The 17,643-nt window shown below is 73.6% G+C and carries 16 protein-coding genes; 4 read left to right on the forward strand and 12 right to left on the reverse strand.

What is annotated here, in order from left to right; all coding sequences use genetic code 11:
• Window positions 1-234: 234 nt before the first annotated feature.
• Window positions 235-744 (reverse strand): FABP family protein, encoded by a 510-nt coding sequence (locus tag AB0D67_RS25710; RefSeq protein ID WP_362940792.1) that lies wholly within the window; start codon window positions 742-744, stop codon window positions 235-237.
• Window positions 745-869: 125 nt separating this feature from the next.
• Between AB0D67_RS25710 and AB0D67_RS25715 the strand changes: the two genes are divergently transcribed.
• Window positions 870-1,232: a DsrE family protein gene (locus AB0D67_RS25715; RefSeq protein ID WP_362940795.1), complete on the forward strand. Its 363-nt coding sequence runs from the start codon at window positions 870-872 to the stop codon at window positions 1,230-1,232.
• 172 nt (window positions 1,233-1,404) lie between these two features.
• On the opposite strand, the gene AB0D67_RS25720 is transcribed toward AB0D67_RS25715, so the two are convergent.
• From AB0D67_RS25720 to AB0D67_RS25735, 4 genes are all read right to left on the reverse strand, one after another.
• Window positions 1,405-2,127 (reverse strand): glutamine amidotransferase, encoded by a 723-nt coding sequence (locus AB0D67_RS25720; RefSeq protein WP_362940798.1) that lies wholly within the window; start codon window positions 2,125-2,127, stop codon window positions 1,405-1,407.
• Complete coding sequence (locus AB0D67_RS25725; RefSeq protein WP_362940801.1) at window positions 2,117-3,418, reverse strand: MurT ligase domain-containing protein; 1,302 nt, start codon at window positions 3,416-3,418, stop codon at window positions 2,117-2,119. Before AB0D67_RS25725 ends, AB0D67_RS25720 begins: the two co-directional genes overlap by 11 nt.
• Window positions 3,419-3,724: 306 nt before the next feature.
• Window positions 3,725-6,712, reverse strand: coding sequence for an ATP-binding protein (locus tag AB0D67_RS25730; protein WP_362940804.1), 2,988 nt, complete (start codon window positions 6,710-6,712; stop codon window positions 3,725-3,727).
• 328 nt (window positions 6,713-7,040) lie between these two features.
• A complete protein-coding gene (locus tag AB0D67_RS25735) occupies window positions 7,041-8,999 on the reverse strand; it encodes a hypothetical protein (RefSeq protein WP_362940807.1) in 1,959 nt (652 codons plus the stop codon).
• Window positions 9,000-9,164: 165 nt separating this feature from the next.
• Between AB0D67_RS25735 and AB0D67_RS25740 the strand changes: the two genes are divergently transcribed.
• The 3 genes from AB0D67_RS25740 to AB0D67_RS25750 all read left to right on the forward strand — a co-directional run bounded on the left by AB0D67_RS25740 (window position 9,165) and on the right by AB0D67_RS25750 (window position 11,595).
• Window positions 9,165-9,806 carry a hypothetical protein gene (locus tag AB0D67_RS25740; protein ID WP_362940810.1) on the forward strand — a complete coding sequence of 214 codons (642 nt, stop codon included), beginning with the start codon at window positions 9,165-9,167 and terminating at the stop codon, window positions 9,804-9,806.
• Window positions 9,806-10,648, forward strand: coding sequence for a hypothetical protein (locus tag AB0D67_RS25745; RefSeq protein ID WP_362940813.1), 843 nt, complete (start codon window positions 9,806-9,808; stop codon window positions 10,646-10,648). The genes AB0D67_RS25740 and AB0D67_RS25745 overlap by 1 nt, the downstream gene beginning before the upstream one ends.
• A gap of 89 nt (window positions 10,649-10,737) precedes the next feature.
• Window positions 10,738-11,595 carry a hypothetical protein gene (locus tag AB0D67_RS25750; RefSeq protein ID WP_362940816.1) on the forward strand — a complete coding sequence of 286 codons (858 nt, stop codon included), beginning with the start codon at window positions 10,738-10,740 and terminating at the stop codon, window positions 11,593-11,595.
• 96 nt (window positions 11,596-11,691) lie between these two features.
• On the opposite strand, the gene AB0D67_RS25755 is transcribed toward AB0D67_RS25750, so the two are convergent.
• From AB0D67_RS25755 to AB0D67_RS25785, 7 genes are all read right to left on the reverse strand, one after another.
• Complete coding sequence (locus tag AB0D67_RS25755; RefSeq protein ID WP_362940819.1) at window positions 11,692-12,987, reverse strand: hypothetical protein; 1,296 nt, start codon at window positions 12,985-12,987, stop codon at window positions 11,692-11,694.
• A 273-nt stretch (window positions 12,988-13,260) separates the two neighbouring features.
• Window positions 13,261-13,557, reverse strand: a complete 297-nt coding sequence (locus AB0D67_RS25760; protein WP_362940822.1) for a DUF1416 domain-containing protein — start codon at window positions 13,555-13,557, stop codon at window positions 13,261-13,263.
• The gene (locus AB0D67_RS25765) at window positions 13,557-14,396 is read right to left on the reverse strand and encodes a sulfurtransferase (RefSeq protein WP_362940825.1); all 840 of its coding nucleotides are present in this window, start codon (window positions 14,394-14,396) and stop codon (window positions 13,557-13,559) included. Before AB0D67_RS25765 ends, AB0D67_RS25760 begins: the two co-directional genes overlap by 1 nt.
• A 15-nt stretch (window positions 14,397-14,411) precedes the next feature.
• The gene (locus AB0D67_RS25770; protein WP_362940828.1) at window positions 14,412-14,807 is read right to left on the reverse strand and encodes a DUF4395 domain-containing protein; all 396 of its coding nucleotides are present in this window, start codon (window positions 14,805-14,807) and stop codon (window positions 14,412-14,414) included.
• Between the two features lie 383 nt (window positions 14,808-15,190).
• Complete coding sequence (locus tag AB0D67_RS25775; protein ID WP_362940904.1) at window positions 15,191-15,505, reverse strand: thioredoxin family protein; 315 nt, start codon at window positions 15,503-15,505, stop codon at window positions 15,191-15,193.
• A 215-nt stretch (window positions 15,506-15,720) separates the two neighbouring features.
• Window positions 15,721-16,557: an NAD(P)H-binding protein gene (locus AB0D67_RS25780; protein ID WP_362940831.1), complete on the reverse strand. Its 837-nt coding sequence runs from the start codon at window positions 16,555-16,557 to the stop codon at window positions 15,721-15,723.
• Window positions 16,554-17,483 carry an NAD(P)H-binding protein gene (locus tag AB0D67_RS25785; RefSeq protein ID WP_362940834.1) on the reverse strand — a complete coding sequence of 310 codons (930 nt, stop codon included), beginning with the start codon at window positions 17,481-17,483 and terminating at the stop codon, window positions 16,554-16,556. Before AB0D67_RS25785 ends, AB0D67_RS25780 begins: the two co-directional genes overlap by 4 nt.
• Between the last annotated feature and the right edge of the window lie 160 nt (window positions 17,484-17,643).

A 17,643-nucleotide genomic window follows, 5' to 3' on the forward strand; every position in this document is an offset into this window, starting at 1 on the left:
TCCAGACAATGGTTGACAGTTCTAGGGCTAGCGAGGTGGCTGTCCGCTAGGACGCCGCGACTCCGGACTCTGTCCGGACGTCTCGCGACGTTCGGCGAATCCATGGCAATCACCGGAACCCCGGGCCGCCGGAGGGCGGGACACGAAGATCCCGTCTTTGGTCCATCCGGCCCCGCCGCGAGCGGCGGGAGCAGGCCCGGGGTTCTTTTCCTCCCCTCCGGCGCGAAGCCGGTCCTATCCTGCCTCCGGCACGAAGTCGGCCACCTTCTTGAGCTCGGCGGAGATGTGCGACTGGAGCGGCTGCCCCTCGGCCGCCATGTCGTAGGCCCACATCAGGTTGCCGTTGACCAGGCCGTACAGGCGGTGGCCCGCGGTGTACTCCTTGGCGGTGGCGGTGCGGGCGACCACGTCGGTCTGCAGTTCGATCTTGTGGAAGACGACCTCGCCGACGTAGATCTCCACGATCCCGGTGGGGTGCGTCAGGCACACCTCCAGCTGGCGGTCGGGAAGCTGCCGCCAGTAGCCGGTCTCGGTGGCCAGCTCGCGGACCCGCTCGCCCGCGTCGTTCAGGAGCCAGGTGCGGCTGGTGTAGGTCAGGAACGGCTTGCCGTTGTGACCGAAGACGATCTCCTGACCGAAGTTGAAGCTCTCGATCGTCGGATATCCGCCCACTCCGGCGCCCTCCCACCGGCCCAGGAGGAAGGCGATCGGCTCAAGGCCGGGATGCAGCTCGGGAACGTCCATGCACACGAGCCTAAGGCCGCCCCGACACGGCTCGCGCCCCCGGTTCCCCCCGTGCCGGGCCGCGCGTCGAGACCGCCCCGGTACGGCCCGTGCCCCCGGTTCCCGCCCGCATTAGGCTGCCTACCATGGCACGTTCACTGGTGATAAAGGTGACCGCCGGCGCGGACGCCCCCGAGCGCTGCAACCAGGCGTTCACGGTGGCCGCGGCGGCGCTGGCGAGCGGGGTCCCCGTCTCGCTGTGGCTGACCGGCGAGGCGTCGTGGTTCGCCCTGCCCGGCCGGGCCAAGGAGTTCGCGCTGCCGCACGCGGCGCAGCTCGGCGACCTGCTCGACGCCGTCCTCGCCGGGGGCCGGGTGACGCTGTGCACCCAGTGCGCGGCCCGGCGGGACATGACGGCGGACGACCTGATCGACGGCGTGCGCATCGCGGGCGCCCCCACCTTCGTCGAGGAGGTCCTCGCCGAGGGTGTCCAGGCGCTGGTCTACTGACCGGGCTCGACCGGATCCTGCCGGTTCCACCCGGGGAAGCCGCCGGTCATGACGTCATGCCCGTCAGAGGCGGGGTTCGGCACCTATGCCGGGCCACACCCGACGTGCCGGGCTGACCCCGCCGCCGGAGGCGGGCCGCCGGTACGACCGGCCCGTCTCCGGCGGCGGGCCGTCAGGCCTGCTGGGGCAGGACCGCGGTCAGCCGCTCCTGACGGAGCCGGTCGTACCACGAGTCGTCGATCGGCGGGAGCTGCGCGCCGACCGCCCAGGTGAGCAGGAGGTCGGCCAGGCCCGGGTTGCGGGCGAGCGCCGGACCGTGGAGGTAGGTGCCGACGGCCTTCCCGGCATAGCAGCCCTCGGTGCCGTCGCCGTTGCCGACGCCGACCGCCGTACGCGCCAGCGGGCGGACACCCGGTCCCAGCCGGGTGACGCCCATGTGGTTCTCGAAGCCGGTGAGCATCGGGATGCCGAGCGCGGGGTCGGCATCCCCGGCCAGCTCGCCGACCGCCCGGCCGGTGCCCCGGCCGCTGGAGATGTCCAGCAGGCCGATGCCCTGGACCGGCTGCCCCTCCTCGCCGCCGAACGTGCTGCCCATGATCTGGTAGCCCGCGCAGACCGCCAGCAGCGCCGCGCCGCGCGCCATGGCACGGTGCAGGCCGCCGTCGCGGCGCAGCCGTTCGGCCGCCAGGATCTGCGGCCGGTCCTCGCCGCCGCCGATGAGGTAGATGTCGCCGCTGTCCGGCACCGGGTCCGCCGAGCGGACGTGGATGGTCTGGACCGGGATGCCGCGGCGCTGGGCACGCTGCTCCAGGACCAGGACGTTGCCCTGGTCGCCGTAGGTGCTCAGCAGGTCGGGGTAGATCCAGACGAGCCGCAGGACGCTGTCAGACTGCACGGTCGAACTCCGCTCGGATCTGCTGGAAGGCGGTGTAGTTGGCGATCACGTCGACCTTGCCCGGCGGCTGCGCGGCGAGCGCCTGCTCGAAGGACGCCACGAGTTGGAACGGCACGTTCGCCACGTCCAGCCGGAGCGCGAGGTCGAGCATCCGCTCCCCGGTCACGAAGACCGGCCTGCCGCGCAGGACGCGGTAGTCGACGTCCCACAGCCAGGAGGTGTCGCGGCCGTCCGGCCCCTGGGCGTTCACCGAGAGGATGACCGGCAGCGAGCGGTCGAGCACGTCGAACGCCTCCAGCCACCCGGCGGGGTTCTTGGCCAGCAGCAGCCGGGCGCGGCGGCCGTCGCGCTCCACCGTGGTGTAGCGGCCGGCGACGGACCTGACCTCGCGCAGCCGGGGCAGCGCCGCCTGGACCGGCAGGCCGAACGCCTCGGCGACGGCCAGGGCGATCGCGGCGTTCGCCCGGTTGGCACGGCCGGGAAGCTGGAGGTCCAGGACCCAGCGCTGCCCGCGCGGGTCGATCACCGCATCGTCGTCGAGGAACCAGGAGGGCTGGGGCCGCCGGAAGGAGCACTCACGGCAGGCCCAGTCGTCCTCGGCCGGGCGCGGGACCATCGCCAGGGGGGCCGCGCCGGCGACGTGGCCGCCCGGCGGGGTGTAGTCGACGCCCTTGCGGTCGAGCGGGCCGCCGCACTCGGGACAGCACCAGGAGTCCTCCTTCCAGGGCTGTCCCGCCGCCACCCAGGTCACCCGGGCGGCGGTGGATGCTCCCCAGGCGACCAGCGGGTCGTCGGCGTTGGCGATCACATGGGTGTTCTTTCCGGCCAGGGCCCGCCGCCACTTCTGGGCGAGCAGCCAGATCTCGCCCGCCCGGTCCATCTGGTCGCGGCTGAGGTTCATCAGGGCGATCACGCCCGCGCCGGTGGCGTCGATCACCGCGGGGAGGTACTTCTCGTCGACCTCCAGCACGCCGTACGGAGCGTCCTTGGCCGACGCCAGCGCCGACACGTGCCCGGCGGGCATGTTGGCGCCGAAGGCGTTGGTGGCGACGTCGCCGAGCTCCTGGAGGGCGGAGGTGATCAGGCGGGTCGTGGTGGTCTTGCCGTTGGTCGCACTCACCAGGGCGAGCCTGCGGTCCCGGGCGAGCTGGCTCAGCAGGCCGGGCTCCAGCGCCAGGCCGATCCGGCCGCCGATCACCGAGCCGTCGCCGCGGCCGGTGGCCCTGGACAGGGTCGCGGCCGTCCGTCCGAGAGCGCTCGCGAGCTGAGCCCGCAGCGGAAGCTGTGTCATCGCCTCTCCTCGCCAAGCGGCCCCGTCGCGGGAGGACTCGGCATCCGGGGCTGGTCCGCCGAATCGTTCATGCCGCGATCCTAGCCGGGGTTCGGCATGGTCACGGTCCGGCAACGCCCGCGAAAGGGCCGATCACGAAGGTCGCACCGTCCGTCCCGTTCGTACGGCACGTCCGCTTCGCCTCCTCCCGGCCGGGACGCGATCCGGACCGCCCGAACCACCCGGACCGCCCGGACGTCCGGGCCGCCGGACCCTTCGGGCACCCGGACGCGCCTCGTCCGCGGGACCCCGTACGGCGCGCGGCGGTCAGTCGGTGAAGGCGAGCTCGACGTCCTCCGGCGCGGCGGCGTCGAACGGCAGCACGAACCGGCGCGGCCACGACAGCACGGTCTCCAGCCACCCCGCGCCCATCGTCTGGGCGACGTGCCGGAGCCGGTCGGCGGGATCGACGCCGATCGTCACCGTCTGGATGTCCCGCTCCACGCTCTCGCGCTCGTCGTCGCCGAGGATGACCCGCCAGGCCAGCGCCCGGTTGCGGTCGGCCTCCATGGACAGCGGGTGGTGGCGCAGCGCCCTGGCCCGGTGCCCGAGCAGCTCGGCGCCGCCCGGCGGAGGCGTGACCAGCGGGTAGTCCAGGGCAGGGGCGGGCGAGCGCGGGTCGGGCGCGGGCCGGTCGTGCGGGAACAGCCGGTCCACCTCGTGCAGCCAGCGGACCTGCGGGATGACCCACTCGGGGCCGGGCCGCTCCGTGCCCTCCCGTTCCGGGCCGAGCAGCCGGGTCGCGGTGGCGGCCACCCGCTCGGTCAGCCTCGCCGGGTCGGCGACGGTCCGCAGCGACCACGCCCTGGGGGCCACGGCGCGCTCCACCGCCGTGGCCAGCAGGCACTCGCGGCGCCGCAGCGGCAGCTCCGCCCACAGGTCCGCGAGGGCCCGCGGCACCCCCGGCAGCGGCCGGTCGGCGCAGAAGGCCAGCACCAGCGTGTCGGCCCAGATGCGCAGCCAGGCCCACTCGGGGGCGTCGGCGAGCAGGTCGGCCTCACGCAGCTCCACGAGCGTGCAGGCCCGGCCGGTCCGGCACTCCTGGCCGCAGGCCGCCGAGCGGCGGCCGTTGATCGGCGGCGTGTGACCCAGAACGCCGGGGACGGCCCGCTCGCGCTCCTCCCCCAGCGGAACCCTGATCCGCAGCGGCCGGTCCATCCCGTCGGCGAAGACCGCCGCGACCCCCGGCTGGAGGGAGACGACCTGCCGCGACTGCTCCTCGCTGAGGTTCATCGCGGCCCCGACGAGCTGCCGGTCGTCCTCGGCCGGCAGGCGGTGCACCACCTTCAGCGCGGTGTTCTTCACCACGTCGGAGACCAGCTTGGTGGGGATCTGCTCGGCCACCACGATGCCCTCGCCGTACGCGCGGATCTCGGCGAGCATGCCGGCCAGCAGCTCGACGGCGTGGGTGCTGGCCCGCCCGGCGCCGCGGTCGCGCAGCAGCCGGTGCGCCTCCTCGATCACGATGACGTGCCGCAGGCCGCTGCTCCGCTCGGTCCTGGCCCGCATCCGCAGGTGCTCCACGATCCGGATGATCAGCGTGCCCATCAGGAACGCCTTGTCCTCGTCGTTGGCGACGTCCTCGATGGCCAGCACCACGTTGCGCCGGAGCAGGTCGCCGATGTCGGCGGGGTGGCCGCCCTCGAAGAACCGGCCCGCCGAGCCGACCCGCAGCGACCGCAGCCGCAGCGAGATGAAACCCTCGACGTCGGCCTGGACCTCCCGGCCGTAGCCGATCTCCTGGATGACGTCCATGGCGTGCTGCTGGAGCTGCGCGAGGGTCGGCACGGCCGGCCGTACGGCGGCGCCGGGCGCGGCCCAGCCGGTCACCACGTCCCAGCCGTTGGCCTCGTAGACGCGCTGCAGGGCCAGCGACATGATCTGCGGGAACGGCTCCTCGGCGTCGAAGGCCGCCATGAACAGCGCCCGCACCATGTCGATGTGCGCCTGGACCGGATAACCCGGCTCGGGCGCGAGCGGGTTGACGCTGAACGGCACCGCCTCGGGGGCCGACGGGTTGATCACCGTCACCGGGGCGAGGTGCTCGACCCGGCCGCCCATCGCGGCGTACTCGGACTTGGCGGGCTCGATCGCCAGCCACGGGATGCCCGCTCCGGTGAGCTGCTCCAGCAGGTGCCGTACGGTCTGCGACTTGCCGGAGCCGGTGGCTCCGGTGACGAAGGCGTGCCGGTTGAGGGTGGCGAGCGGCACCCGGAACGAGCCGACCGCGCGGTTCTGGCCGTCCAGGATCGCCCCCAGCTCGACGGTCCCGGCCCCGGGGGCGACCTCCGCCTCGCTGGTGACGTCGAAGAAGCCCGCGTCGAGCACCCGGACCCCCGGCACCTCCCGGCGCGGCAGCCCGGCGAGCGCGGCCAGCGCCCCCGCGGTCGCGGCGAACGGCGCGGCGCTGCCGTCGGCCGGGTCCTGGAGGGTCACCGACAGCGCCTCGGCGAAGCCGTACACCGGGCCGGACAGGGCGCTGCGCAGCCGGTAGGGGTGGTGGCTCATCTCGGCCGAACCGACCAGGACCGGTGCGATCTGCCGCAGCTCCTCGGGACCCGCGGCCCCGGCCAGCACCCGCACGCTCCACAGCCCGGCCTCGCGGAAGGCGTCCAGCTCCTGCATGCGCCGCTCGGCGCGCTCGGCGTCGTAGCGGGAGCGCTCGGAGGCGTCGCCGTACTGGCGCAGCACGTTGAGCTGGGTGCGCAGGTGCGCCACCTCGGCGTCCAGCAGGTCGGTCCGCTCGGCCACCACCAGCCAGGCGAACGGCCGCGACATGAGCGTGACCAGCGTGGACTCGAACAGCGTGGGCCGCCTGACCTCGTCGGCGTCCGGCTCGCGGCGCCCGCCGAGCGGCGGGGCCTGCCGGCCGGGGCAGGCGGTCCAGGCGAGGTCGGCCAGGTCGCGCAGCCACTCGTCGCCGATCCGCACGCCCCTGGCCCCGGAGGGGAACAGCAGCGGCTCCGAGACGGCCGGGACCGGATCGGCCTCGGCCGTCCTGTCGGCCGACCGGCGCGGCGGACGCGGCGGGGTCAGCGGCCCGGCGTTGGTGACGAGCTCCAGCGGGGCGCCGGAGCCGCGCGACAGCCAGCCGACCACGAACGGCCGGTCGCGCTGGGCGGCCGACAGCACGGCCGGCAGGACCGTGACGAAGTCCCACTCCGCCGACGAGCTGCGGGAGGGCGCGGTGATCGCCTGGATCCGGTACCAGGGGCCGGTCAGGCCGCCGGCGGGAAGGGACACGCTTGGCTGCATCTGTTGGTCTCCACCCGGGGGACCCGGCTCTACGCCGGGGTGTTGACGCGTCACGGGCGGTCCCGCCGTACCGGCCGGTGCGGGCCGGGAGTCGGACCACCCCGGCTACCAGCGTCGAACCTCCACGGGGGAGGACACCCGCTCACTGACCATCCCCTTACCGGAAAAGAACGCTTCATTGACGCGCACACGGGCCGGACCGGACCGGTCACCGGCGGAGGACCGGTCACCGGCGGACGCTCCGGGCGGGCAGGGCCGGTCACCGGCGCGTACGCGGGCCGCGCCGGATCGGTCGTCAGCGCGTACGCGGGCCGCGCCGGGCCGGTCATCAGCGCGTACGCCAGTCGAGGCGGGCCGGCGGGGGGCCCAGGTTGGGCGGCGCGTCCACGAACGGCCCCGGCTCGGGAGGCTCCGGCTCCTCCTCCTTGCGGCCCCGCTCCAGCACGGCCTCCTTGATCTCCTCGAACTCCCCCAGCGTCGTCTTGGGGAAGGTGAGGATCGCGGGGTTGGCGTCGGCGAGACGGACCCGGCGGCCCTGGGCGGTGGCGTCGGTCACTATCACCGAGGTGGTGGGGAGCTGCTGCAGCTCGTGCGGCTCGACGAGGAACTCCCTGGAGCGGTGCAGCACCCGTTCGGTCTCGCCCATCGCCTCGGTCGCGCGGCGGCCCCACTCGGTGGAGGAGGTGATGTCCTCCTTCAGGTCGGGACGGCCGGCGTCGCGGTCGTCGCCGTCGTCGGTGTGGCCGATGGTGGAGACGTATCCGCCGTCCATCCCGGCCCCGGCGGCGCTGATCGTCTCGGTGAGCTGGGCAAGCTCCAGGCGGTGCTCGGTGCCGACGTGCTCGCTGGCGACCCGGGCGTCCTCCGCGTTGCCCAGCCGCATGAACGTCACCGCCGCGTGCCCCCGGCCGAGCCGCTCCCGCACGGTCGGGGTGAGCGACCGGTAGGTGAGCACCAGCCCGGTCCTGGACGTCTCGCAGGCGTCCATCAGCCGGTCCAGGACGTCGCCGCGGAGCTTGTCCGCGCCCGCGACGACGATCGTGTGGTACCAGGGCCGCTCGGAGGCGGGCGACTGGCGCAGGATGTGGGTGAGGGCCGTCGCCACGTACGTCCCGAGGACCCGGTTTCCGAACACGCCCGCCTGCCGGTCCATCGACACCACCCGCAGCCGCGCGGGCGGCAGCCGTACGGCCTCGGAGCCGAGCGTCTCCAGCTTGCGCAGCTGCGACTCCAGCGCCCAGGCCCGCTCGATGACCACCCGGTCGCTGACGCCCCGGCCGAACAGCGTGCCGATGCGCTCCAGCTGGGTGGCGGTGATCAGGCCGAGCCTGAGGTCCTCGCGGGGGTCGCCGACCTGGGCCAGCGCCCGCAGCGCGGCGGTGACCTGGTTGATCGTGGCGTTCTCGCCGAGGACCTCCAGGACCCGCTCCAGGATCGCGTTGTCGAACGACAGGTCGCGGGTGGTGCGGTGCTCCTCGCTGACGCTCACCACGTGCGCCAGCACGTCGGCGAACGCCTCGGGCGCGAGCGTCGCGCCGAGGTCGAGCCGGGGCAGGTCCACCGGCAGCACCCACACCAGCGGGTCGTCGCCGCCGCGGCGGGCCAGCTCGATCAGGTCCTTGGCGATCGCGCCCTCCGACAGGTCGAGGACCGTCAGGTGGCCTCCGCTGTAGAGGCGGGTCGCGCCGAGCAGGGTGACCAACGCCGACCAGCCGGTCAGCGTGCCCCCGGCGACGTCGATCCGGTCGAGCTCGTCCGGCACGGTCACGGCGTACCAGGTGAGCTGCCGGTCGTGGCGCTCCTTCTTCTCGGCCCACTCGCGGTATCGGGCGGCGTGCTCCTCCTGTGCGCGGTACAGGCTCCTGTCGCGTTCCCGGCGCAGCCGGTCGCCGGCCTCCTCGTGCTCGCGGATGCGGTGGCGGACCGCCCTGCCGCCCTGGTGGATGGAGTAGCTGCAGAACACCGCCACCCCGCAGGTCGCGACCAGCCCGGCGGCCGCGAACGACCAGCTCAGCAGGTGGCTGATGCCGAGGACGAGGATGAGCGCGGCGAGCACGCCCATGAACGCGCGGAAGGTCCGCATCGGCCGGTTCAGCAGGTCCTCGTTGAGCCGCTCCCGGCGCGCCCACTCGGGGTCGATCTTCGGCGCCTCGGCCGCGACGGTCTCGTCGGCGGGAGAGGGACGTCTGGGCGCGGGCCCCGGGTCGGGGTGGAGCAGGGCATACTGCCAGCCCAGGTAGATCCGGTCCGCCTGGAGCTGCGCGTGCTCGGGATGCACGTCCGCCACGGAACCTCCGCCATAGGGCCCTCGCCGCCTCGGTGACAGCGTAGGAGCTGGATCTCCGTTCCGGGCGGCGTTCCCACCAATCTGCTGTATTTTCCGTTGGTTATCCAGTGCTCGTGGGACTTGCGAGGCGAATGACATGAAGATCAGCGGTTACGATCATGTGCCATGACGTCTCCCCCCGGCGGCGCGGCGGCCCGAAGGCGCCGCCCGGTCGCGGTGCCGATCGCCGTGCTCGTCGCGGCCGCCGGCCTGGGGATCACCGCGGCCCTCGGCGGGCTCGGCGAGGCGCCCGACGACCCGCCCAGGCGTCTGGGCCCCGGCGCCGTCCTCGACCAGGGGGAGTTCACCACGAGGTTCGTGGAGTCCCGCACCACCGTCCGGCCCGGCCGGTACGGCGGGCCGGACAAGCGCTACCTGGAGGTCGTGTTCCGGGTGACCAACAAGGGGGACGAGACCACCGGCGTGGGAGCGCCGGGACAGGGCGGGAAACCCGGCTACCTCTTCGCCGGATCCCTGCTGAGGATGACCCCGGAGATCGAAAACGACTTAGGCCCCGACGTGTTCGTCGAGGGTGACGGCGTGCCCGGCAGGCAGCTGCACCCGGGGATGGAGTCCACCGTCGTGGTCCGGTACGAGCTGCCGGAAGGACGGCGCGCGCCCGAGCGGGTGCTGCTCGACGTCGGCGCCTTCGAGCACCCCGAGGGGTTCACCCAGGACATCGGCTGGCTTCTGGTGAAGAAGGACGACGACGGGCCCCCGGCCGTCGCCGCACAGGTCACCCTGCCGGTCCGGAAGGCGGCCGGGTGATGACCACACCGGCGCCCGGACACGGCGGAGCGGACGGGTTCGGCGGCCCCGGACCCGGCGATCCTCACGGCCCCGGACCCGCCGTCCCCGGAGGGCCTGGCGGTGCGGACGGGTTCGGCGGGGCGTCGACGTCTCAGGGACCCTCTGGGCGCTCCGGCGCGCGGGCCCGGCGCAGCGGCTCCGCGACCCCGGGCCGGTGGCGCAGGCTGGGCGGTCTGCTCGCCGGGGCGGTCCTCGCCGTGGCGGCGGTCGCCGCCCAGTCGTTCGCCTTCTCCCGCGACGACTACAGCGGCCCCCTCACCTGGACCGGTGGTCCCGGGGAGACGGTCACCGCCTCCCGGATCTCGGTGCGGGTGGAGGGGGTCCACGCCGCCAGGGCGATCGAGACCGGCGCCTCCCCCGGCACTTCGTCCAGCACGTCGTCCGGCTCCTCGTCGTCCGGCTCGTCGTCCGGCGCGAAGCAGCGGGCGACCACCAAGGGGATCTTCCTCGTCGTCGACCTGGCCGCGACGTCCGTCCGCGTCCCGCAGCGGATCGCCCCGCCGGCCCTCCTGACGGAGAGCGGGCGCCGGTACTCCGCCACCGACAAGGTGAACGGCGACCTGACCATCACGAGCCCCTTCATCCAGTGGGGCTGGTGGACCAGGCGGGCCGCGGTCTTCGAGGTCCCGCCCGCCGAACTGGCCGGAGCCAGGATCGTGGTGCACCCGCAGGAGGGGAACGGGGCGCTGGTCGAGCCCTCCGCCCCCGAGGTGGAGATCGACCTCGGGCTGGACGAGGCCGCCGCGGCGCGCCTGGTCTCCACGGCGAAGGACGTCTACACGCCGGCGGGCAAGCCGTGACGGCGCCTCCCGGCGGCCGGAGCCCCGGCGACTGGTTCACCCCGCGCCCCCAGGACGCCCCTCCCTCCGGCCCCGGGCCCGTGAAGCCCATGGCTCCTCCTCACGGCACCCGGCCCGCGGCGGCTCCCCACCCGGGAGCAACCCCCGGGCCCGGCGCCGGCGGGGCGCCCTGGCTGTCCGGTGGGCGCCGGGCCTTCCCCGACCGCCAGGTCTGGCCCCCCGTCGTCCCGGACGAGCCGCAGGGCGCCTCCACGCAGCCGTTCCCCGCGGTCAGGTCGGCCCCGCTGCCCCGGTCCGTGCCGCCCCCCGGCCCGCTGGAGGTCCCCGGAACCGCGGCTGAGGCCCCTGCGGACCTCCCCGGGTCCCCGGCGCCCGCCCGGCGTCCGGCCCGCACCGCGCTCCGGGTCACCGCGGCGGTCCTGACACTGGCCGTGGCCGTGGCCGTCCCGACGTGGAACGGGTACCTGACCTACAAGGACGCACGTCCGGACGACCATGTCCACACGTTCGCGGCCGGCCGGACCGCCACGTTCCGGCACGTCTCCTGGCAGGTGGCCGTGACGGAGTCGGACGGCCTGCCCGGCGACCGCCCGCTGGAGCCGGACCGGCGGTGGCTGAGGATCAGAGTCACCCGGACCGCCCTGGACCCCGAGGGCGTGATCCGGCGCGGCACCCCCGACATCGAGGTGCGCCACCCCGACGGCCGGTCGTGGGCGGCGCAGATCGCCAAGGACGACGTGCCCCTTGAGGCCGCCGAGCACCGGATCGGCACGCCGTACCACTACGACGTGCTCAGCCTGGTGCCCAGGGCTCTCGCCCGCGAGGTGTCCGTGTGCGTGCGCCCGAGCGCCGTCCGGACGATCGAGAACGAGTCCTTCGAGGACTCGATGAAGCGCGCCGCGCGGGAGAACGAGCTGAACGACAACGTCCTCTGCTTCAGGCGCTGACGTCCTCGCCCGTCCCTTGTCCGGCCGCGCCCGTCCCCCGTGGGCGGCCGGCGTGGACCGGCCGGCGGCCGGCGGTCTCCCGGCCGCCGGAGGACCTCAGTCGCCGACGGTCCGGCCGCTCTCCCTGGCGCGGGTGGCGGCGATGTCGAACGTCGCCGCCAGCAGGCAGACCGTCAGCGTGTCGACGACGAGGTCGCGCAGGACCGACGCGGCGGACCCCCACGCCACCCAGCTGAAGGGCTCCGGGTTGCCGATCAGCATCTTGACGCCCTGGGTGGTGTAGTCGGCGCCCACCCGGACGAGCACGTAGCACAGGCAGAACATGCCGAACAGCGCGGCGCCCCCTCGGGCGGCGAGGCGGAAGGCGTTCACCGGCGGCACCCAGCGCTCCTGGAACCCGGTCGTCATCCGCGTCGCGACGGACCGGGTGAGGGAGTGGGTCCGCTCCATCCGGTCGGCCACGGCGTCCAGCCGGGTCCCCCGCACGACCGACCTCGTGTCCTCGGCGAACGCGCCGTAAACGAGCGCCGCGACCGTCAGCCAGGTCAGCGGCTCGATCAGCGCGTCCACGACGTACGGCCAGACCTCCCCGATCCACGCCGCGGCCTCCTTCCAGCCCGGGACGCTCTCCTCCAACTGCTTGACCTGGTCGCCGAGCGCGTCGACGACCACCCGGTGGGACACCCAGTCGGACCGGGCCTCGACGAAGGCGAGCACCGCGTTGATGCCGTAGAAGGCGAACGCCAGCTCGAAGAAGGTGGTCAGCACGCCGCTGCCCTTCACCCTGCCCTGCGCGTGCCACCAGCCGAAGAGTCCCCTGAGCAGGTAGGCGACCACGGCGATGACGATGGAGAGCCGGACGTCGAGGCCGATGAGGCCGGTCCCGGTGGTGGACTCCTCACCGATGAGCGGCCGGAGCAGCAGGTCCTCACCCGCGTTGCGGGTGCGGTCGAGGGCGACGAACTCCCTGGCGTCCTCGGCGTGGAAACTCCAGGCCAGGTAGATGGTGGCGAAGACCAGCGTGGCCCGGTTGAGCGCGCCGAACAGGCTCTCGTCCGCCTCGTCGCCGGCCCGCCGTACCCGGATCTCCCGGAGCGCGCCGCGCACCGAGTGCAGCATGCCCACCATGACCACGAGCTCGTTCAGCACGATCAACGTGAAGATCAGCATCGTGACGACGAGGCGCACCTGCCGGTGGTCGCCGTGGGAGACGTCGGTGCCCGCCCACATCAGGCCGGCGCGGATCGCCCTCCCCGCCGAGAACCACAGCACCAGCGACACGGCGCGGGACCCGAAGATCCGCAGCATGTGGAGGGGGAGCGAGTACGCCGTGGGCGCGGCCGGGGCCCGGACGGCGGCCCGCGACGGCGGCGGAGCTGACGTCTGGGACATGACAGGCGTTCCGGGCACCTGACGAATCGTAGCGATCGGCGGCGGCCGGCGCGCCGGCCGTACCGGATCCGCGGGCCCGCCACCGGAGCCCGGATCCGGCCGCGCGCCGGAGCCGGAGTCCGAATCCGGCGCGCGCCGGAGCCGGAGTCCGCCGGGCGTTCGTTCCCGTCGGGAGACGCGGAAGGGCCGGCGCCCCCTGTGGGGACGCCGGCCCTCAGAGCCGCGAGGCGGACCGGACGGGCCGGCCGCCGGGACGGGCCCGGGTCCAGGCGGTCAGACCGCCACGCTGAGCTGGGTCACCTCGCCCAGGCGGGCCTGGGCGGGGACGTCCTTGGTGACGCCGCCGCCCGCGATGATGCGGACGGTCCAGTCACCGGGAGCGGCGAAGAAGCGGAAGACGCCCTCCTCGGACACCACGACCTCGCCGGTGAACTCGCCGGAGTGGTCCAGCAGGCGCGCGTAAGCGGTGCCGGCGCCGGAGACCACCCCCTGGATGACGGCCTGGGTCGAGAGGTCGATCCCGGCCGGAAGAGCAACAGTCTGCTCCGGAGCAGCGCATCCGTCAGTCATTATCGGGCCTCTCCCAGTTCGATCGGCACGCCCACGAGCGAGCCGTACTCGGTCCACGAACCGTCGTAGTTCTTGACGTCGGCCTGGTCGAGCAGCTCGTGCAGCACGAACCACGTGTGGGCCGAACGCTCTCCGATGCGGCAGTACGCGATGGTGTTCTTGCCGAAGTCGACGCCGGCGGCCTCGTAGAGGGCCTTCAGCTCCTCGTCGGACTTGAAGGTGCCGTCGTCGTTTGCCGCCTTCGACCACGGGATGTTGCGCGCGGTCGGCACGTGGCCGGCGCGCTGCGCCTGCTCCTGCGGAAGGTGGGCGGGGGCGAGCAGCTTGCCGGTGAACTCGTCGGGCGAGCGCACGTCGACCAGGTTGAGCTTGCCGATCGCGGCGACGACGTCGTCACGGAAGGCGCGGATCGAGCTGTCCTGCTCCTGGGCGCGGTACTGGGTCGCCGGACGCTCCCGGACGTCCCTGACCAGCTCGCGCGACTCCAGCTCCCACTTCTTGCGGCCGCCGTCGAGGAGCTTGACGTCCCCGTGGCCGTAGAGCTTGAAGTACCAGTAGGCGTAGGACGCGAACCAGTTGTTGTTGCCGCCGTAGAGGACGACGGTGTCGTCGTTGGAGATCCCCCGGGCGGACAGCAGGGCCTCGAAGCCCTCGCGGTCGACGAAGTCGCGGCGGACCGGGTCCTGGAGGTCGGTCCTCCAGTCGATCCGCACGGCGCCCCGGATGTGACCCTTCTCGTAAGCGCTGGTGTCCTCGTCGACCTCGACGAGGACGACACCGGGCGTGTCGAGGTTGGCCTCGACCCAGTCTGCGTCCACCAGTGCGGCGGAACGGCTCATGGCAATCCTCCGGAATTATCTTGCGGGCAGTGATCGGCGGATGATCAAAAACATCTCGCAGCCGAGGCAGAAGCCGAAGGCGGCGTTGAGAAAGGCGGCGAAGAGGGCCGCGGCGGTGGCGCCGAGGGCCAGCGGCGTGATTCCTGTGATGTATCCGACCAGGGCCGCCAGGGCGAAGACGAGGCCGACCCCCTGCGCGAAGCGCGGCGGGGCGGCGTCCTCCAGCTCACTGGGTGGGCTCTTCACTATCCCTTTGAAGACCATCCCGTACGGCGACGCTCCGAACAGGCCCAGCCCGAAGACCACGGTCTGGACGGCGAGCAACCACGTGCTCCCCGTGACCAGGACGATCGCGAGAACGACGGTCGTCACGGACGCGGAGAAACGGAGTGCTCTGGGATCGGCGTGCATCGCTCGATGCTCCCCAAGGGTGTGCGGATCGGCGCGGCGCGAAGCCGCTTGAGATCGCCCTCAGGAAACGCGACAGAGCGCGGTGGTCACGCGGCAGAAGTCGACCGGGCGCCGCTTCGTCAGCAGCTCTGTCGTCAGGATCATACGAACGACATTACCCCGACGTCCCGCCCTCTGTCACATCCCCGTCCAATTCGTGAGACATCCTTGTTCGGCACACGGGCGGCCCGTGGCTCGGGGGCCCGCGGCCGGGAGGGCGCCGAACCGCAGGTCAGCGGCCCGGAAGCCGCGGTCCGGAGAGCCCGGAACCGCAGGTCCGAGGCTCGGGGACCCGCGGCCCGGAGAGCCCCGAGCCCCGGACACAGGCTCGGGAGACCCGCGGTTCAGTCGCCGACGGCGAGTCCCAGCGCCCCGATGACGTCGGCCTTCCTGGGCTGGCCGGAGGCGCGTCTCACCACGCGGCCCGACCCGTCGAGGACCAGCACGGTGGGCGTGCGCAGGATGTTCAGCGTACGGACGAGGTCGAGCCGCGCCTCGGCGTCGATCTCCACGTGCGCCACGCCGGGCACCATCCCGGCGACCTCGGCGAGGATCCGGCGGGTCGCCCGGCAGGGCTGGCAGAAGGCACTGGAGAACTGCACGAGGGTCGCCCGCTCCCCCAGCTCCGCCGCGAGCTGCCTGGACGTCAGGCGTTCCATCCCGCCTCTCCCCCTGCCTCCCACGTCGCGCGGCGTCGCGCGCCGCCGCAGCGCCACCCCGGTCAGTGTCGCCAGGGCGAGCGTGACGAGCAGCACCGCCAGTCCGGTCACGGTGCCGACAACGCGCCGCCGCCGACGGTCATTCCCGCCCGCCCCGGCGAACCCCGGGCGTGGGCGGCCGACGGACGGAGGGGACCGCCGACCGCCCACGGGGGTCACCTGAAAGCCGCCGCGTGGTCCGCGGCCCACCGTGCGAAGGTGCGGGCCGGGCGGCCGGTGAGGCGCCGGACGACGGCGGCCCGTTCCTCGTCGACGGGCGCGGGATCACGCGCGGACTCCGCCCACATCCCGAACAGCCAATCGACGATCTCCGCCGGGTAACCGTCCCGGATCCACACCTCCCGGGCCTCGGCCGGATCCTGCTCCTCGAACCGGACCTTTCGGCCGATGGCCGCACCGATCGCGCGCACCTGCTCGCGTGTGGTGAGCGCCTCGGGCCCGGCGAAGGTGTACGTCATGCCCGCATGGCCGTCCTCGGCCAGGACCGTGGCGGCCACCGCTGCGACATCGGCCTCATGGGTGGGTTGGGTCACCGCGTCGCCGTACGGCCGGCGCACCACCCGTTCCGTGCGCACGGACGGCGCCCAGTCCAGCCAGTTGCCCGCGAACTCCCCGGGTCGCAGGTGCGTCCACTCCAGCCCGGACTCCTCCACAGCCCGCTCGACGACCCGGTAGCCGTCCGCGAACGCGTCGTTGTCGGCCTCCGCTCCGGACAGGACCACGATCCGCCGCACACCGGCCCGTCTCGCCACCCCGACGACCTCGGACACCGTGTGGGGCACGGGGAAGAGGTACATCCGCTCGACGCCCTCCAGGGCGGCCCACAGCGACTCGGGCCGCTCCAGGTCACCGGCCACCACCTCGGCCCCCTCGGGCAGGCCCGCCTCCGCGGGTCTGCGGGTGAGGGCGCGAACGGTCTGCCCCGCCTTCAGCAGTTCGCCGACGATCCCGCGCCCCACGAAGCCGGTCGCCCCGGTCACCAAAATCGTCATGCCGCCTCCTCCGTACGCGCCGGCGGGCGGAAGTCCGCCGCGTGGTCGAGGGCCCACCGCGTGAAGGAGCGCGGAGAGCGTCCGGTGATCCGGTGGAAGGCGGTGCTCGGCGGGAGCAGTTCCGGTCCCTCGACCGCGGCGGCCAGCAGCCCGATCAGCCAGTCGGCCGTCTCCTCCGGGCAGCCGTCGTGGATCCACTGCTCGCGGGCCTCCTCCGGGGTCAGCTCCTCGAAGCGGATCTCCTCCCCGATCGCCGCGCCGATGGCCCTCACCTGCTCGGCCTGTGAGACCTTCGCCGGACCGGTGATCGTGTACGCGGCGCCGACGTGGGAGTCGCCCACCAGCGCCGCGACCGCCACCTCGGCGACGTCGGCCTCGTGGACCAGCGGGTATCCGGCGGCGCCGTACGGCTCGCGCACCGCCTGCCCGGCGCGGATCCGCTCCGCCCACCGCAGGGCGTTCACCGCCAGCAGTCCCGGTCTCACATGGGTCCACTCGGCGCCGGTGGCCTCCACCATCAGCTCCAGCCCTCTGTGGGCCTGTCGTTCCTCCGCGAGGTGACGTCGGAGCGGGCTGAGTGTCCGGTCGCCCGGCTCGTCGCCGGGGGCGAACCCGGCGGCCGCGGCGGAGTGCACCACGAACCGGTGGACGCCGGCCCTCACCGCCTGCTCAACGAACCCGGCCCCGTCTCCGGCCCCGGCGGCGACGTAGGCGAAGGGGAACAGGTGGACGCGCTCGACTCCGTCCAGAGCGTCCGCCCAGGTCTCGGGCCGCTCGAAGTCCCCGTACACCGCCTCGACGCCATCCGCGAGGCGTGCGGCCCGCGGATCGCGGGTCATGGCCCGCACCCGTTGGCCGGCTCCCACCAGCCGATCCACCACATGGCGACCGATGTTCCCGGTCGCGCCTGTCACTAGAATCGTCACGTTGCTCCTTCGGTCACCTGGAGGGCGCAATGGGACCGCCGTCGCGTCCTGGCCTGTTCGCGACGGCGGTCGTTTCCGGGATGCTAGGTCGGCTCCCGGACGGCCGCATATGGACCGTTCCACAACCACGCCGTGAGGGCCCCGGCGAACATGTCATCGG

The sequence above is a fragment of the Streptosporangium sp. NPDC048047 genome (assembly GCF_040653115.1).
Taxonomy (GTDB): domain Bacteria; phylum Actinomycetota; class Actinomycetes; order Streptosporangiales; family Streptosporangiaceae; genus Streptosporangium.

Excerpts from the sequence above, each read along its gene's own strand:
- AB0D67_RS25755 (WP_362940819.1), bottom strand. The coding sequence starts at position 12,987 with ATGTCCCAGACGTCAGCTCCGCCGCCGTCGCGGGCCGCCGTCCGGGCC.
- AB0D67_RS25715 (WP_362940795.1), top strand. The coding sequence starts at position 870 with ATGGCACGTTCACTGGTGATAAAGGTGACCGCCGGCGCGGACGCCCCC.
- AB0D67_RS25780 (WP_362940831.1), bottom strand. The coding sequence starts at position 16,557 with ATGACGATTTTGGTGACCGGGGCGACCGGCTTCGTGGGGCGCGGGATC.
- AB0D67_RS25710 (WP_362940792.1), bottom strand. The coding sequence starts at position 744 with ATGGACGTTCCCGAGCTGCATCCCGGCCTTGAGCCGATCGCCTTCCTC.
- AB0D67_RS25765 (WP_362940825.1), bottom strand. The coding sequence starts at position 14,396 with ATGAGCCGTTCCGCCGCACTGGTGGACGCAGACTGGGTCGAGGCCAAC.
- AB0D67_RS25725 (WP_362940801.1), bottom strand. The coding sequence starts at position 3,418 with ATGACACAGCTTCCGCTGCGGGCTCAGCTCGCGAGCGCTCTCGGACGG.
- AB0D67_RS25745 (WP_362940813.1), top strand. The coding sequence starts at position 9,806 with ATGACCACACCGGCGCCCGGACACGGCGGAGCGGACGGGTTCGGCGGC.
- AB0D67_RS25760 (WP_362940822.1), bottom strand. The coding sequence starts at position 13,557 with ATGACTGACGGATGCGCTGCTCCGGAGCAGACTGTTGCTCTTCCGGCC.
- AB0D67_RS25730 (WP_362940804.1), bottom strand. The coding sequence starts at position 6,712 with ATGCAGCCAAGCGTGTCCCTTCCCGCCGGCGGCCTGACCGGCCCCTGG.
- AB0D67_RS25750 (WP_362940816.1), top strand. The coding sequence starts at position 10,738 with ATGGCTCCTCCTCACGGCACCCGGCCCGCGGCGGCTCCCCACCCGGGA.
- AB0D67_RS25770 (WP_362940828.1), bottom strand. The coding sequence starts at position 14,807 with ATGCACGCCGATCCCAGAGCACTCCGTTTCTCCGCGTCCGTGACGACC.
- AB0D67_RS25740 (WP_362940810.1), top strand. The coding sequence starts at position 9,165 with ATGACGTCTCCCCCCGGCGGCGCGGCGGCCCGAAGGCGCCGCCCGGTC.
- AB0D67_RS25775 (WP_362940904.1), bottom strand. The coding sequence starts at position 15,505 with ATGGAACGCCTGACGTCCAGGCAGCTCGCGGCGGAGCTGGGGGAGCGG.